The 15,298-nt window shown below is 61.1% G+C and carries 14 protein-coding genes; 4 read left to right on the top strand and 10 right to left on the bottom strand.

What is annotated here, in order from left to right; translation table 11 throughout:
• Positions 1 to 520 precede the first annotated feature (520 nt).
• From WBR68_RS02425 to WBR68_RS02415, 3 genes are all read left to right on the top strand, one after another.
• Positions 521 to 1,072, top strand: a complete 552-nt coding sequence (locus WBR68_RS02425; RefSeq protein ID WP_050449639.1) for a hypothetical protein — start codon at positions 521 to 523, stop codon at positions 1,070 to 1,072.
• A gap of 8 nt (positions 1,073 to 1,080) precedes the next feature.
• The gene (locus tag WBR68_RS02420; protein WP_230693435.1) at positions 1,081 to 1,677 is read left to right on the top strand and encodes a hypothetical protein; all 597 of its coding nucleotides are present in this window, start codon (positions 1,081 to 1,083) and stop codon (positions 1,675 to 1,677) included.
• A gap of 266 nt (positions 1,678 to 1,943) precedes the next feature.
• On the top strand, positions 1,944 to 2,504 hold the full coding sequence (locus WBR68_RS02415) for a PIN domain-containing protein (protein WP_230693493.1): 561 nt from the start codon (positions 1,944 to 1,946) through the stop codon (positions 2,502 to 2,504).
• Positions 2,505 to 2,629: 125 nt separating this feature from the next.
• Here WBR68_RS02415 and WBR68_RS02410 read toward each other — a convergent pair whose 3' ends face one another.
• From WBR68_RS02410 to rpsO, 6 genes are all read right to left on the bottom strand, one after another.
• A complete protein-coding gene (locus WBR68_RS02410; RefSeq protein WP_050449607.1) occupies positions 2,630 to 4,135 on the bottom strand; it encodes a tripartite tricarboxylate transporter permease in 1,506 nt (501 codons plus the stop codon).
• A 9-nt stretch (positions 4,136 to 4,144) separates the two neighbouring features.
• Positions 4,145 to 4,567 (bottom strand): tripartite tricarboxylate transporter TctB family protein, encoded by a 423-nt coding sequence (locus tag WBR68_RS02405; RefSeq protein WP_050449606.1) that lies wholly within the window; start codon positions 4,565 to 4,567, stop codon positions 4,145 to 4,147.
• Positions 4,568 to 5,054: 487 nt separating this feature from the next.
• Complete coding sequence (locus tag WBR68_RS02400; RefSeq protein WP_050449605.1) at positions 5,055 to 6,272, bottom strand: threonine ammonia-lyase; 1,218 nt, start codon at positions 6,270 to 6,272, stop codon at positions 5,055 to 5,057.
• Between the two features lie 15 nt (positions 6,273 to 6,287).
• Entirely contained in the window at positions 6,288 to 7,013 is a 726-nt protein-coding gene (locus WBR68_RS02395; RefSeq protein ID WP_050449638.1) for a hypothetical protein, read from the bottom strand.
• Between the two features lie 115 nt (positions 7,014 to 7,128).
• The gene (gene pnp, locus WBR68_RS02390) at positions 7,129 to 9,291 is read right to left on the bottom strand and encodes a polyribonucleotide nucleotidyltransferase (protein WP_050449604.1); all 2,163 of its coding nucleotides are present in this window, start codon (positions 9,289 to 9,291) and stop codon (positions 7,129 to 7,131) included.
• 91 nt (positions 9,292 to 9,382) lie between these two features.
• On the bottom strand, positions 9,383 to 9,652 hold the full coding sequence (gene rpsO, locus WBR68_RS02385) for a 30S ribosomal protein S15 (protein ID WP_006223612.1): 270 nt from the start codon (positions 9,650 to 9,652) through the stop codon (positions 9,383 to 9,385).
• A gap of 316 nt (positions 9,653 to 9,968) precedes the next feature.
• On the opposite strand from rpsO, the gene WBR68_RS02380 reads away from it, so the two are divergent.
• Positions 9,969 to 10,487, top strand: coding sequence for a hypothetical protein (locus WBR68_RS02380; RefSeq protein WP_050449603.1), 519 nt, complete (start codon positions 9,969 to 9,971; stop codon positions 10,485 to 10,487).
• Between the two features lie 81 nt (positions 10,488 to 10,568).
• Here WBR68_RS02380 and pssA read toward each other — a convergent pair whose 3' ends face one another.
• From pssA to WBR68_RS02360, 4 genes are all read right to left on the bottom strand, one after another.
• Complete coding sequence (pssA, locus tag WBR68_RS02375) at positions 10,569 to 11,342, bottom strand: CDP-diacylglycerol--serine O-phosphatidyltransferase (protein WP_050447173.1); 774 nt, start codon at positions 11,340 to 11,342, stop codon at positions 10,569 to 10,571.
• Between the two features lie 166 nt (positions 11,343 to 11,508).
• The gene (gene ilvC, locus WBR68_RS02370; protein ID WP_046807014.1) at positions 11,509 to 12,525 is read right to left on the bottom strand and encodes a ketol-acid reductoisomerase; all 1,017 of its coding nucleotides are present in this window, start codon (positions 12,523 to 12,525) and stop codon (positions 11,509 to 11,511) included.
• Between the two features lie 76 nt (positions 12,526 to 12,601).
• Entirely contained in the window at positions 12,602 to 13,093 is a 492-nt protein-coding gene (gene ilvN, locus WBR68_RS02365; RefSeq protein WP_050447174.1) for an acetolactate synthase small subunit, read from the bottom strand.
• A gap of 10 nt (positions 13,094 to 13,103) precedes the next feature.
• Positions 13,104 to 14,819, bottom strand: coding sequence for an acetolactate synthase 3 catalytic subunit (locus WBR68_RS02360; protein ID WP_050447175.1), 1,716 nt, complete (start codon positions 14,817 to 14,819; stop codon positions 13,104 to 13,106).
• Positions 14,820 to 15,298 lie beyond the last annotated feature (479 nt).

Below are 15,298 nucleotides of genomic sequence, written 5' to 3'. Positions count from 1 at the left end.
ATAGTCACGCCCGCTGCCGGCCCTTGCAAAGGACCGCGCATTGCCCGAGTGGTGAAATTGGTAGACACAAGGGACTTAAAAAATTTGAGCCCTTTGGGGGAAACTCCAAAGGTGTAGCCCGTCAAACTCGGCGAACGCCCTGGACCTGTTCCGAGCCAACGCCGAGCCAAGCCCCGATTGAAAAGCCGGGGAAGGTGTAGAGAGCAGACGGCGGGCACCTACGGCCGCAAGGCTATGGTGAAGGCGTGCTCCAGACCACGAACAGCGCACCCGCGCTGGCGGCGAAAGCCGAAGTGGTAAGAAAATCCCTCGGCCGCAAGGCCGTACCGGTTCGATTCCGGTCTCGGGCACCACAGCGCCCCGGCAAATCTTGCCGGTTCTTGCGCAGACCAATCCCCAAAATAAGACATCCCGGCATTCTCTCCCCTTGGCGAGAACCAATCAGGGTTTACCCTTTTATTATAAAAAGTAAATGAATGTTAGATTCGGTTTCCTCCGAATAACATGATGGTGATTGGTCGTGAATAAAGTCTTGTCTGTCGCAGTCCTTTGCGCTGCGATGAGCGGTTGCTCGATGGTCGCACCGCCCTATCAGGCGTCCATGGATAATGTGACCGCACTGAAAAAAGCAGGTGATTTCACCGCGAAGGTGGGCGAATTCAAAAGCGAGCCGAGCAAGGAAAACGCCAATCCCATCTCTCTGCGCGGCTCGAAATTAAGCTCGCCTTATAACAACAGCTACAGCGCTTACCTTGCTGAAGCGCTGAAGCAGGAACTGACACTGGCTGGAAAGTATTCCGATCAATCGTCTGTTGAGGTGTCCGGCACGCTGCTGAAGAACGATATGAGCGTGCCGATGGGCACGGGTACCGGTATCGTCGAGGCTCGGTTCATCGTCACCCATGCAGGCACGGTCAAGTACGACCAAGTCAAAACGGCCAAACACGAATGGCCGTCGTCGTTCGTTGCGGCGGTCGCGCTGCCTCGCGCCATTGAGGAATATCGCAACCTGGTAAGCAAACTGATCACTGACGTGTTCAGCGATCCCGCATTCCTCAACGCTCTGAAGTGAGACCGGCCATGCTGCTGAATAAAATAATTCGCTTGGTCGCGTTATCCATCGTTGCGGCGGTTGCGTCCGGTTGCGCCCACAAAATCACGATCTCTCCAGACCTCGCCAAAATCGAAGCGCCGGCAGATACCCCGCGCATTAACGCCAACGTTGCTTATTACATCGCCGAAGCGGATCTTGCAAAAACCGTAAAAACACCGGGAGGCGGTGGCGACAAAGTCACCTACCAGCCCTATAAAGAGATCGAGACGGCGTTCTACAAGATGCTCAGCAATGTGTTTACGAACGTCATCAAGATCAAAACGCCTGAACCCACGGCGGCGGATAACGTCGACTATGTGGTTGTCCCGACGCTGGTGACGGACTCATCGTCATCCAGTTTCGTGACATGGCCTCCCACTCGCTTCACCACTAACTTGATCACCAAGGTCAGCGGCACCGCAAACAATGGTGACGCCACCATCACGGTGATGGAAGCCGGAGAAGCGGAGTACAGCGAGTTCATCCGCGATTTCGGATTGGCCGCCCGTCGGTCAACGCAGGCGGCACTGATCAAGACCCAGGAAGCCTTGCTCGCTGCGCCCGCACTGAGCGTGAAGCGCTAACCGCAAGAGCTTGCCCCCCTTCGCCCGACGGCCCGCGCGTCACGCAGCGGCCCAAGGGCGATGCGGCCTCCCCTGTCGGGGAGCGGCCAGGGCGCATCAAGGCAAAAACCTTTATTCTTGCGCTCGCCTCCTATTAATTTCTCCGGACGACTGCGGGCCGCATCCCTCGGCGGTGCTCGCTCTTCCCGTACGCGCCGGTGCTCGAACGTATCTTGACCATCCAACCCGCCCCCGCCCCCTTCATCGTCCTGGACGCGTGCGTCCTGATGTCCGGCATCCTGCGCCGGCTGTTGTTGCGCCTGGCCGAGGCCGGCGTATTCACGCCCGTCTGGACCGAACGCATCGGTGAGGAATGGCGGCGCAACGCCGCGCGCATCTGGGATATTCCGCCCGAGGTATTGGCCGAGTTCTGGGCCGAGATGAACGCGAGCTTTCCCCAGGCCAACGAGGTCGACACGCAAGTGTACGAAGCGTCGTTGCGCTATAGCGATCCGAAGGACTTCCATGTGATTGCGGCCGGATTGGCGCGGCGTGCGCGCTGCGGCTTGCAGCAGCCGCCCGTGGTGCAGGTGCTGACCTGGAACCTGAAGGATTTCAACCGTTCGGAATTGCGCCGCCAGGGGCTGGACGTCTACAACCCGGACCGCATGCTGGTGCAATGGTGGCAGGCCGACCCGGCACGCATGCGCGAGGCGGTGGCGCAGATTCCGGCCGACTACGTCGCGTTGGACCGCGAGCCGCTGCCGCTGCCCACAATCTTGCATCGTGAACGTCTATATGGCTTGAAGAGCCTGGTGACGCGTGAACTCAGTTGTAAAAAAAGCTGAAAGAAACCTGAAAGAAAACTGAAACCCAGGCTGACATGCGGCACGTGTCGGCCAATCAGACTAAAAAAAGCGAGCCTGGGCAGCTTGCGCCGCACCAGGCCCGGAGCCAATCTTGTTCCCCGTGGTCAGTCGACCTCGACGAACGTTTCCTCACGTTTCTTACGCAGGGCCGGCAACATCACCAGCACCAGCAGGATGGCGGCCAGCGCCAACAGCGTCGCCGACAGCGGGCGCGTGACGAAGGTGCTGAAATCACCCCGCGACAGCAAGAGCGCCCGGCGGAAGTTTTCTTCCATCATGGGACCCAGAACCAGGCCCAGCAGCAGCGGCGCACCCTCGCAACCCAATTTGCTCCACACATATCCGATGACGCCGAAGATGGCGAACATGAAGATGTCGAACACGTTGTAGTTCAGCGAATACACCCCGATCGTGCAGAACACCAGAATGGCCGGGAACAGCATGCGGTAGGGCACGCGCAGCAATTTCACCCAGATGCCGATCAGCGGCAGGTTCAGGATCACCAGCATCAGGTTGCCGATCCACATCGAGGCGATCAGGCCCCAGAACAGTTCGGGGTGGCTGGTCATCACCTGCGGGCCGGGCTGGATGTTGTGGATGGTCATTGCCCCCACCATCAGCGCCATCACCGCGTTGCCGGGAATACCCAGCGTCAGCAAGGGAATGAACGAGGTCTGCGCACCGGCGTTGTTGGCGGACTCAGGGCCGGCCAAGCCGGCTGGGTGGCCCTTGCCGAAACGCTCGGGTTCTTTCGACAGTTTCTTTTCAAGCGTGTACGAAGCAAACGCCGACAACACCGAACCACCGCCGGGCAAGATACCCAACGCCGAACCCAGGGCGGTGCCCCGGACGATGGCGGGCGCCGCTTCGCGGAACTCTTGGCGGCTGGGGTACAACGAACCCACCTTGTCGGTAATCTCGACGCGGTTCTCTTTCTGCTCCAGGTTGGCCATGATTTCCGACAGGCCGAAAACACCCATGGCCACGATCGCGAAGTCGATACCGTCCTGCAATTCCGGAATGCTGAAGTCGTAGCGAGCGACCCCGGAATTGACGTCGGTACCCACCATGCCCAGCAGCAAACCCAGCAAGATCATGCAGATGGCCTTGGGCAGCGAGCCGGAAGCGAGCACGACCGCGCCGATCAGCCCCAATGCCATCAGCGAAAAGTACTCCGCCGGGCCGAAGGCAAATGCCACTTCCGCCAAGGGTGGCGCAAACGCGGCAATCAGCACGGTGGCCACGCTACCGGCGAAGAATGAGCCAATGGCGGCAAGCGACAGCGCGGCGCCCGCTCTGCCATTGCGTGCCATCTGGTGGCCGTCCAGCACCGTCACCACCGCGGATGTCTCACCCGGCAAGTTCACCAGAATGGCCGTGGTCGAACCGCCATATTGGGTGCCGTAGTAAATGCCCGCCAGCATGATCAGGCCGGCCGTGGGCGGCAACACATACGTGATGGGGAGCAACATGGCGATGGTGGGAACAGGCCCCAGCCCCGGCAGAACGCCGACCAGCGTGCCCAACAGGCAACCCAGGAATGCATAGCTGAGGTTTTCCGGCGTGAACGCCACCGAGAAACCCAGCATCAGGTTTTGTAGAAGTTCCATTGTTGTTTCCTAGTTGCCGAAAGCGCTGGGCCACAGCGGAAATATCAAACCCAGGCCGCGTATGAACGCAAGGTAGGAGAACGCCACGAGGAACAGGCCGTTGGCGACCGCGACTTTCCAATTGAATTCATGGCTGGCAAGGCTGCTGATGAGAACCAGCAGGAATACCGAGATGTACAGCCCCAGGTAACGCAGCGCGAAACCATAGAACACGACCGAACCGATCACCAGGAAGAGGATGCGGAAATCGTAGCGAGTGATTGTGGTCGTCTCGGCCTTCTTGGCCAGTGCGCTGATCAGCACAACCGCGCCCATCAACGCCAGCACGATGCCGAGCCAGAACGGGAAATATCCCGGTCCCATGCGGGCCGCGCTTCCCATGGAATATTCGGTGGCCTGTACGGAAAAGGCCCCCCCTAAAGCAATAAACATGGCTCCGGACCAAAAGTCCTGTCTGTTTCTTATCAAGCTGCAGTCTCCCTAGTCTGACGCGCCGGAACATCGCTGGAAAAAGTGGCGCGCGCATATCTCAACGCCTTCCCGCCCACAAGAATCGGCAGGCGGAAAAGCGAAGTGGGAGATGCTAAATCGCATGGCGACATATCGAACATCCGGGGGAACCATAACTTTTTCCGGGATATCCCTAGGTCAAATAGTGGACAGATTGTTCCCTCCTGGCCGAGATGGCGGCTTACAGAATTCCTTCAAATTGCTTTCAGCCCAGGCGCCATGGGGGTGTTTGCCTCAACAAAAAAAGTTCCCTGATCGGAAAAAAAAGTTAAACGGGCATTGCGCGTGTTGCACTTTTTTTTGCAACGACTTCCGACTGGAGGGCGCGGACGCAACGAAAACGCCCGCAAAGTGCGGGCGTCTGCGGTCGAGACGGGCTTGATCTGTGCGCGGCATTGAGCCACCGCCATCAATGGTCGTGGTTACTGGCCGCGAAGCCCGCGGCGTTCAGCACGTCGATGACTTCAAGAATATGTTCCGGCCCGCGCGTCTGCAGCACGAAGTCCACTTCCACATTGCGCACCGGCAGGGAAGTGAAGGCGCGCTGGTGGTGCACTTCAGTGATGTTCGCCTGCGCGTCGGCGATGAGCTTGGTAGCGTGCGCCAGAGCGCCCGGCAAGTCGCGCAGGTCAACCCGGATGCGGGCCAGACGACCGGCGCGCACCATCCCGCGTTCGATCAGTTCGCCCAACATCAGGGGATCGATGTTGCCGCCGGTCAGCACCAGGCCGATGCGCTTGCCCTTGAAACGATCGCTGCCCGCTTCCTGCGCACGCAGCAGTGCGGCCAGGCCCGCGGCCCCCGCGCCTTCGACCACGGTCTTCTCAATTTCCAGCAGCACGACGATGGCGTGCTCGATATCACTTTCACTGACCAGTTCGATGTGGTCAACCAACTGGCTCACGATCGGCTGGGTCAAGGCGCCTGGCGACTTCACCGCGATGCCTTCCGCGATGGTGTATTGCCCCTGCGGCATGGTTACGCCCTTGACGGCGGCGTACATGGACGGAAAACGTTCGGTCTGCACGCCCACGATCTCGATGCCGGGCTTCAGGGCCTTGGCCGCCGTGGCCATCCCTGCAATCAGGCCGCCGCCGCCAATGGCGATCACGAGCGTGTCGAGATCCGGCTGGTCTTCCAGCATTTCCAGCGCCACGGTGCCCTGCCCCGAAATGACGGCTTCGTCGTCGTAGGGGTGGATCATGATCAGGCCGCGCGCTTGCGCGAGCTCGTAGCCGTGCGCTTTGGCGTCATCGAACGTGTCGCCCGCCAGCACCACCTCCGCGCCAAAACGGCGCGTGTTGGCGACTTTGACGGTGGGCGTGAAACGCGGCATCACGATCACCGCCGGCACGCCCATGCGCTGCGCATGGTAGGCCACGCCCTGCGCGTGGTTGCCGGCCGACACGGCGATCACGCCCTTGGCGCGCTCATCGTCCGACAAGGTCAACATGCGGTTCAGGGCGCCGCGTTCCTTGAACGATGCCGTGAATTGCAGGTTCTCGAACTTCAGCCAGATCTCGGCGCCGAAGATGTCGGACAGCGTGCGCGACAGGGTGAAGGGGGTCTTCAGCACCTGGCCGCGCAAGTTGTCGCGGGCGGTCTGGATGGAAACAATATCGATCACGATGGGAAGATCCTGTTAGCGCACAGGCAAGAAATTGAACAGCAGGAGACCCTGCGCATAGTTGATGCCAATGCGGCGCGAATTCTCGCCCAGCAGGTTGGCGATCAGGTCCAGCCGGCCGATGATGGCGCCGAACTCGCGCTCGAAGCTCAGGTTCGTGGCGGTGGGAGAGATTTCGTTCGCCAGCAAAAGCAGCTCGCCCTGGTTGTTGCGGCGCGACGCCAGCAGCCAGGCGGCCGCCTCGACGTTCCGTGCGGCATTGTAGACCCGCTGACCATCCAGCGCGTCGGTGGCGTACAGGCGGGTCTTGCCGTTGTGCGCCGCGATAAGGGTGTCGGCCAGGCCATAGATAAAGGCGCCGACGCGGTCGCCGGTGTAGTTCGGGTCCAATGACACGGCCAGGATCTGGATGTCTCGCAGGCCGGCCAGGTCGCTGGGCGGAACACGGACTTCGATGGCGTGCTTGACGCGGTCAACAGCGGTCTTATGGTCCGCCACGCCGGTCTTGCGCCATTCCCGGGGATTGCGGCGGTAGAGCTTGTCGAGCAGCAAATACAGGCTGTCCAGGTTGTCGCGCACTTCCAGCGTGACCGTACGATTGAAGTCGGTCTGGCCGAACTGGTCGGCGGACATGGCTTCGCCCTTGGGGCCGCGTTGGCCCGGACCGGGGCTGCTCATGCAGCCAGTCAGCAGCGCGGCAAGCAGCGCCACGGCGGTGGCGCCAGCCGCCCAGCCCGTCATGCTTGGATCATCCGTTTTTCCCTCCGTCTGGCGCAAGACTTTACAGGAAAGGCGGTCATGGCCCAAAAAAAACGGCGCCTTGCGGCGCCGTTCTTCGTTCAATCAGCCTGCCAGCTTATTCAGCTTGCGGTTCCGATTGGGGGGCAGCTTCCGGAGCGGCAGCGGGTTGCTGCGCTTCGATACCGCCGATTGCCTTGATGGACAGGCGCAGGCGGCCCTTGTCGTCGGCCTCGATGACCTTGACGCGGACTTGCTGGCCGACCTTCAGCACATCATTGATGTTCGCGATGCGGTAGTTGGCGATTTCCGAGATGTGCAGCAGACCGTCGCGGCCCGGCAGCACTTGCACGATGGCGCCGAAGTCCAGCAGACGCAGGACCGAGCCTTCGTAGATCTGGCCCACTTCGACGTCGGCGGTCAGTTCGACGATGCGGCGCTGGGCTTCTTTGGCCTGCACTTCGTCGACGCTGGCGATCACGATCGTGCCGTCGTCGGAGATGTCGATCTGCGTGCCGGTTTCTTCGGTCAGCGCGCGGATGGTGGCGCCGCCCTTGCCGATCACGTCGCGGATCTTCTCGGGGTTGATCTTGATGGTCAGCATGCGCGGGGCGAAAGCCGAGAGCTCGCCACGCGAACCGTCCAGCGCTTCCTTCATCTTGGTCAGGATGTGCAGGCGGCCTTCGCGGGCTTGCGCCAGCGCCACTTGCATGATTTCCTTGGTGATGCCCTGGATCTTGATGTCCATCTGCAGTGCGGTGACGCCGTTTTCGGTGCCCGCAACCTTGAAGTCCATGTCGCCCAGGTGATCTTCGTCACCCAGAATGTCGGTCAGCACGGCGAACTTGCCGCCGTCCAGGATCAGGCCCATGGCCACACCGGCCACGTGATCCTTGACCGGCACGCCGGCGTCCATCATGGCCAGCGAGCCGCCGCAGACCGAAGCCATCGACGACGAGCCGTTGGACTCGGTGATTTCCGACACGATGCGGATCGTGTATTGGAAGTCTTCCGGCGCCGGCAGCAGCGGGATCAGCGAACGCTTGGCCAGACGGCCGTGGCCGATTTCGCGGCGCTTGGGCACACCGATGCGGCCCGTTTCGCCGGTGGCGAACGGAGGCATGTTGTAGTGCATCATGAAGCGGTCGCGGTATTCACCCATGAGCGCGTCGATGATCTGCTCGTCTTGCTTGGTGCCCAGCGTGGCCACGACCAGCGCTTGCGTTTCACCACGGGTGAACAGCGCGCTGCCGTGTGCGCGGGGCAGCACGCCCAGACGCACGCTGATGGGGCGCACGGTGCGGGTGTCGCGACCGTCGATACGCGGTTCACCGTTCAGGATCTGACCGCGAACGATGGCCGATTCCAGCGAGAACATGATGTTGTCGACGGTCACGGCGTCAGGGGCGGACTCGCCCTTTTCGGCAGCGGCGGCAGCCAGCTTGGCCGACACGTCAGCCGACACTTCACGCAGCTTGGCGGTGCGGGCTTGCTTTTCGCGGATCTGGTAGGCGGCGTTCAGGCCTTCCTGGGCAGCCGCGGTCACGGCGGCGATCAGGGCTTCGTCCTTGGCCGGCGCTTGCCAGTCCCAATCGGGCTTGCCAGCGTCCTTCACCAGTTCGTGAATGGCGTTGATGACCGCCTGCATTTGCTCGTGGCCGTAGACCACGCCGCCCAGCATGATTTCTTCGGACAGCTGTTGAGCTTCCGATTCCACCATCAGCACGGCGTTTTCCGTACCGGCAACCACCAGGTCCAGCTTGGACGACTTCAGTTGCGATGCGGTCGGGTTCAGGGCGTATTGGCCATCGATGTAGCCAACGCGCGCGGCGCCGATCGGGCCGTTGAACGGGATGCCGGAGATGGCCAGCGCAGCCGATGCGCCGATCATCGCGGCGATGTCGGGATCAATCTCGGGATTGACCGACAGCGTGTGGATGACCACTTGGACTTCGTTGTAGAAGTCTTCGGGGAACAGCGGACGCAGCGGACGGTCGATCAGGCGCGAGGTCAGCGTTTCCTTTTCGGAGGGCTTGCCTTCACGCTTGAAGAACCCACCCGGAATACGGCCGGCAGCGTAGGTCTTCTCGATGTAGTCGACGGTCAGCGGGAAAAACGTTTGACCCGGCTTGGCCTTCTTGGAAGCCACAACGGTGGCCAGGACAACGGTGTCCTCGATCGACACCACAACGGCGCCGGAGGCCTGGCGAGCGATCTCGCCAGTTTCCAGGACGACCGTGTGCTGGCCGTACTGGAACGATTTTGTCACTTTGTTGAACATGACGATTATTCCTTACAAATGAAAAACCGTGGCCGCTGCGACAATACGTCGCACCGACCACGGTTGCGTCATGGGGAGCCAGCCCCGTCGATCACTTGCGCAGACCGAGTTTTTCGATCAGAGCGCGGTACGAATCGGGATTGCGGCCCTTGAGATAGTCGAGCAGCTTGCGGCGACGGCTGACCATACGCAGCAGACCGCGGCGCGAGTGATGGTCCTTCATGTGTTCTTTGAAGTGACCAGTCAGTTCGTTGATACGGGCGGTGAGCAGAGCCACCTGAACTTCGGGGGAGCCGGTATCGCCTTGAGCGCGTTGGAATTGCGCAACGATATCGGATTTCTTGATGTCAGCTACAGACATTGATGACCTCTTCGGACATGCGACAGGGCCGAGGTGCCCTGACGTGGTTTGGAAAAAATTTGCGTGAATTCCGGCGATAAGCGTTTTTGCTTTCTCACTGCTGCTTCAATAGCTGCCAGAATGGCCCACCACACACGAATTGCTTACGGCTTGGGGGTCACTCCGCAGCCGGACTGCCGGCGCAAAGCATCTTGCAAAATCAATACACTTGATAAAGCTCGGCGATTATAGCTGATTCGCTAGAATTACCCCACAGGTGGTTTTGGGGGCGGCACCGGCCCGCAGCGCCCGAGCGGCACCCTTGAGGAGCAAATACATGTCTAAATATTTCAGACCCGCGCGCGCGGCCCTGGCTACCCTGGCGATCGCCAGCCTGGCGGCTTGCGCCAACATGACCCAGATCCCGCCAGGCACCCCCTACGGCGAAGTGCTTACCCAATTCGGCCAGCCCAACTTCGAATGCCCGCAAGCCGGCGGCGGGCGCCGGGTGATCTGGACGCAACAACCCATGGGGCAATACGCCTGGGGCACCAACGTGGGCACGGACGGTCGCGTGGGCCAGGTGCTGCCGCTGCTGACGGATGCGCACTTCAAAGTGCTGGAAACCGGCGACTGGGGCCCCGACCGCGTGCGCTGCGAATTCGGGCCGCCCGCCCAAATCGATGTCACGGGCCTGGGCGAGAAGCGCGAAGTCGTGTGGTCGTATCGGTACAAGGAAAACGGCGTGTGGAATTCGCTGATGTACGTCTACATGAGCCGCGACGGCAGCAAGGTGACGCACTTCCATCCCGGCCCCGACCCCATGTACGACGACGACAGGTTCATGTGGCGCTGAATTCGCCACCAACAAAAAACCCGCCAATATTTACTTGGCGGGTTTTTTTTTCGGCTGCGATTTGAAGCAGCGGTCAGCGGATCAGGACGAATGGCTGCGGCGCTCTTGCGTGAGGCGGCGCGCCTTGTTCCAGCGCCAGCCCCACATGACCCAACCCGACAAGCCATACAGCACGAACAGGCCGAACAGCACAACCGGGGGGTCGCTGGAGACGAACACGAATACCGCCACCACCAGCAAGATGCCCCAGAACGGCACGCTGCGACCCAGCGCAAAGCTCTTGCCGCTGAAGAACGGGGCGTTGGACACCATGGTGATGCCCGCGTACATGGTCAGCGTGAACGCCACCCAGGCCATCAGGCTGTCGTGAATGGGCAGCTTGTTGTCCACCGCCAGCCAGACAAAACCCGCCACCAGCGCGGCAGCGGCCGGGCTGGGCAAGCCTTGGAAATAACGTTTGTCGACGACGGCGATATTGGTGTTGAACCGCGCCAGGCGCAGCGCGGCGCCTGCCACATAGACAAAGGCGGCCAGCCAGCCCCAGCGGCCCAAATCATTCAGAATCCATTCGTACATGACCAGCGCGGGCGCCACGCCGAAGGACGTCATGTCGGACAAGGAGTCATATTGTTCACCGAATGCCGACTGCGTGTTGGTCAGGCGAGCCACCCGGCCATCCATGCCATCCAGCACCATGGCCACGAAAATGGCGATGGCGGCAACTTCGAAGCGATCATTCATTGCCTGCACCACGGCATAGAACCCCGCAAACAGCGCAGCGGTGGTGAATGCGTTGGGCAGCAAGTAGATACTTCGGTGGCGGTTCTCGGAATCGCGCATGGAAAAATTGGGCATGGTCTCAATAACTTACAACGGACTGTGAAAGGTTAACTCATATGGCCCCGCTTGCGGGACAGAGCAAGTGCCGTGCCTGGGGAAAAGGCAATAAAAAACGGCATGCCCTTTGGAGGCATGCCGTCTTGCCGGACGGGGCGCGGGACCAGCCCGCGCCGGGCGCCGATCAGTTCTTGGACTTGTCCACCAGCTTGTTGGCGGCGATCCAGGGCATCATGGCGCGCAGCTTGCCACCCACTTGCTCGATCTGCGATTCCGCGTTGATGCGGCGGCGCGAGGTCAGCGTCGGGGCGCCGGCGGTGTTTTCCAGGATGAACTTCTTGGCGTATTCGCCGGTCTGGATGTCCGTCAGGCACTGGCGCATGGCCTTGCGGGTTTCGTCGGTGACGATCTTCGGACCCGTTTCGTACTCGCCGAATTCGGCGTTGTTCGAGATCGAGTAGTTCATGTTGGCGATGCCGCCTTCATAGATCAGGTCAACGATCAGCTTCAGTTCGTGCAGGCATTCGAAGTACGCCATTTCGGGCGCGTAGCCGGCTTCCACCAGCGTGTCGAAACCGGCCTTGATCAGTTCGACGGTACCGCCGCACAGCACGGCCTGTTCGCCGAACAGGTCGGTTTCGGTTTCTTCGCGGAAGTTGGTTTCGATGATGCCGGCACGGCCGCCGCCGTTGGCGCTGGCGTACGACAGGGCCACGTCACGCGCGGCGCCCGACTTGTCCTGGTACACGGCCACCAGGTGGGGCACGCCACCACCTTGCTTGTACGTGTTGCGCACCGTGTGGCCGGGGGCCTTCGGGGCGATCATGATGACGTCGATGTCTTCACGCGGCACGACCTGGCCGTAGTGGACGTTGAAGCCGTGGGCGAAAGCCAGGGCGGCGCCGGCCTTGATGTTGCCGTGCACTTCCTTGTTGTAGACCGAGGCGATGTTCTCGTCGGGCAGCAACATCATGACGATGTCGGCGGCCTTCACGGCGTCAGCCACTTCCTTGACTTCCAGGCCAGCGTTGGCGGCCTTGTTCCACGAAGCGCCGTCCTTGCGCAGGCCGACGATGACCTTCACGCCCGATTCATGCAGGTTTTGCGCGTGCGCGTGGCCTTGCGAACCGTAGCCGATGATGGCAACGGTCTTGCCTTTGATGAGGGACAGATCGCAGTCTTTGTCGTAGAAAACTTTCATGGTTGTGCTCCAGATTCCAGTATTTTGGATATTCGATTAATTCAGATGTAGGGTGTGGCGTGGCCTGGAAGGCCGGTCAAATCTTCAAAATCCGTTCACCGCGTCCGATGCCGGACACGCCGGTGCGTACGGTTTCAAGGATGGCACTGCGGTCCAGGGCCTCCAGGAAGGCCTGTACTTTTTCCTGCACCCCGGTCAATTCGATGGTGTAGGACTTGTCGGTCACGTCGATGATGCGGCCGCGGAAAATATCCGCCATGCGCTTCATCTCTTCGCGTTCCTTGCCCACGGCGCGCACCTTCACGAGCATCAGCTCGCGCTCGATGTGCGCGCCTTCGGTCAGGTCCACCACTTTAACGACATCCACCAGGCGGTTCAGGTGCTTGGTGATCTGTTCGATCACGTCATCGGAACCGGTGGTCACGATGGTCATGCGCGACAGCGTGGCGTCCTCGGTGGGCGCCACGGTCAGGGTTTCAATGTTGTAGCCCCGCGCGGAAAACAGACCCACCACGCGCGACAGCGCGCCGGGTTCGTTTTCGAGGAGGACGGAAATCACGTGCTTCATGGTGGCCTCCTTACAGGTCTTCAGAGCCAAGCAGCATTTCGGTCAGCCCACGGCCGGCCTTGACCATCGGCCACACGTTTTCGGTGCGGTCGGTGATGAAGTCCAGGAAAACCAGGCGTTCCTTGTGCTTGCCAAAGGCTTCGCGCAGCGCGGGTTCGACATCCGCCGGACGCTCGATACGCAGACCCACGTGGCCATAGGCCTCGGCCACCTTGACGAAGTCGGGCAGCGAATCCATGTAGGACTCGGAATAGCGCGAGCCGTAATCGATCTGCTGCCATTGCCGGACCATGCCCAGAAAACGGTTGTTCAGGCAGACGATCTTGGGCGTCAGGCGGTATTGGTGGCAGGTCGACAGTTCCTGGATGTTCATCTGGATTGACGCTTCGCCGGTGATGACGGCGACGTCGTGCCCAGGGTTGGCCATCTGCACGCCCATTGCGTACGGCAGCCCCACACCCATGGTGCCCAGGCCGCCGGAGTTGATCCAGCGGCGCGGCTTGTCGAACTTGTAGTACTGGGCCGCCCACATCTGGTGCTGGCCCACGTCGGACGTGACGAAGGCGTCGCCACCCGTCACTTCCCAGAGCTTTTCCACCACGTATTGCGGCTTGATGACTTCGTCCGAGTTGGCGAACTTCAGGCATTCCTTGCCGCGCCAGGTCTCGACCTGCTCCCACCACTTGGTGATGGACGCGGGCTTGTGCTCGGCGGCCGCCACTTCGTATTGGGCGGACAGGTCAGCCAGCACATCCTTGACGTTACCCACGATCGGGACGTCCACGCGCACGCGCTTGGAGATCGACGACGGATCAATATCGATATGGATGATCTTGCGGGCGTTCTGCGCGAAGTGCTTGGGGTTGCCGATCACGCGGTCATCGAAACGCGCGCCAATGGCCAGCAGCACGTCGCAGTGCTGCATCGCCATATTGGCTTCGTAGGTGCCGTGCATGCCGGGCATGCCCACGAACTGGCCGCTGCTGGCCGGGTAGCCGCCCAGACCCATCAGGGTGCTGGTGCACGGCGCGCCCAGTTGCGACACCAGCTTGTTCAACTCGGGCGCGGCGTTCGACAGGATGACGCCGCCGCCCGTGTAGATCATGGGCCGTTCGGCGGTCAGCAGCATCTGCACGGCTTTCTTGATTTGCCCCTGGTGGCCCTTGTTGACGGGCGCGTAGGAACGCATCGAGATCTCGCCCTTGGGCGGCGTGTACTTGCACTGCGCGACGGTGATGTCCTTGGGGATATCCACCAGCACCGGGCCGGGACGGCCCGTGCGCGCGATGTAGAACGCGCGGCGCATGGTTTCGGCCAGGTCCTTGACGTCACGCACCAGGAAGTTGTGCTTGACGCAGGGGCGCGTGATGCCGACGGTGTCGCATTCCTGGAACGCATCTTCGCCGATGGCCGCAGTGGGCACTTGCCCGCTGATGATGACCATGGGGATGGAATCCATATAGGCGGTGGCGATGCCGGTGACGGCATTGGTCACGCCCGGGCCGCTGGTCACGAGGCAGACGCCAACCTTTTGCGACGAGCGCGAATAGGCATCGGCGGCGTGCACGGCGGCTTGCTCGTGACGAACCAGGATATGCTGAAATTTGTCTTGCTTGAAGATCGCGTCGTAGATGTAAAGCACTGCGCCGCCGGGGTAGCCGAAAACGTGTTCCACGCCCTCATCGGCCAGGCAGCGCACGACGATATCGGCGCCATTCATTTCCATGTTTATTTCCTTTCAGTACCGGCCCTGCAACCCTGACTGCTGCTCGCCCGGATACGGCGGCAACGGAACCCATACCGGCTACGACAACATGATCCGGCGCTTAGCGGCTCACGGAGCCACGCCACCCGGACACCCTGCCGACCCGGCACACGCTCGACAGAACGCAGTGCAAACGCCCCTTGGGGACGCTGGAGGTCGAAATGGAAGCTTTGGCAACACACGCTTGTGGCGCGGCCAACAGCAAGTATCACTGCGGCAGGATGGCTGGGGAGGTGACCCGTACCATCCGCCTCAACGCGCCGGTATCGGATAGGCAGACCGGCGCAAGAGGTGGAATTTACCGCGTTGCGTCAAAGGTAGCAAATCGACGTGAAACGACCGTTGCGCGCGCGATGCAGCCGGTCTGACAGGGAAAGTCCTGTAACCATCCGACCCCAAAAATTCCACCAGCGTCTCTATACTTGTTGCGTCGTCCCGAA

The sequence above is a fragment of the Achromobacter sp. JD-1 genome (assembly GCF_038594925.1).
Lineage (GTDB): Bacteria > Pseudomonadota > Gammaproteobacteria > Burkholderiales > Burkholderiaceae_B > Achromobacter > Achromobacter spanius_C.
The sequence above is the reverse complement of the archived record's forward strand: the minus strand, read 5'-3'. Positions and strand labels throughout refer to the sequence as shown.

Bases quoted from the DNA above. Each gene is read 5' to 3' on its own strand.
- rpsO (WP_006223612.1), bottom strand. From the start codon at position 9,652: ATGTCTGTAGCTGACATCAAGAAATCCGATATCGTTGCGCAATTCCAA.
- WBR68_RS02415 (WP_230693493.1), top strand. From the start codon at position 1,944: ATGTCCGGCATCCTGCGCCGGCTGTTGTTGCGCCTGGCCGAGGCCGGC.
- ilvN (WP_050447174.1), bottom strand. From the start codon at position 13,093: ATGAAGCACGTGATTTCCGTCCTCCTCGAAAACGAACCCGGCGCGCTG.
- WBR68_RS02380 (WP_050449603.1), top strand. From the start codon at position 9,969: ATGTCTAAATATTTCAGACCCGCGCGCGCGGCCCTGGCTACCCTGGCG.
- pssA (WP_050447173.1), bottom strand. From the start codon at position 11,342: ATGCCCAATTTTTCCATGCGCGATTCCGAGAACCGCCACCGAAGTATC.
- ilvC (WP_046807014.1), bottom strand. From the start codon at position 12,525: ATGAAAGTTTTCTACGACAAAGACTGCGATCTGTCCCTCATCAAAGGC.
- WBR68_RS02405 (WP_050449606.1), bottom strand. From the start codon at position 4,567: ATGTTTATTGCTTTAGGGGGGGCCTTTTCCGTACAGGCCACCGAATAT.
- WBR68_RS02420 (WP_230693435.1), top strand. From the start codon at position 1,081: ATGCTGCTGAATAAAATAATTCGCTTGGTCGCGTTATCCATCGTTGCG.
- pnp (WP_050449604.1), bottom strand. From the start codon at position 9,291: ATGTTCAACAAAGTGACAAAATCGTTCCAGTACGGCCAGCACACGGTC.
- WBR68_RS02410 (WP_050449607.1), bottom strand. From the start codon at position 4,135: ATGGAACTTCTACAAAACCTGATGCTGGGTTTCTCGGTGGCGTTCACG.
- WBR68_RS02360 (WP_050447175.1), bottom strand. From the start codon at position 14,819: ATGGAAATGAATGGCGCCGATATCGTCGTGCGCTGCCTGGCCGATGAG.
- WBR68_RS02395 (WP_050449638.1), bottom strand. From the start codon at position 7,013: ATGACGGGCTGGGCGGCTGGCGCCACCGCCGTGGCGCTGCTTGCCGCG.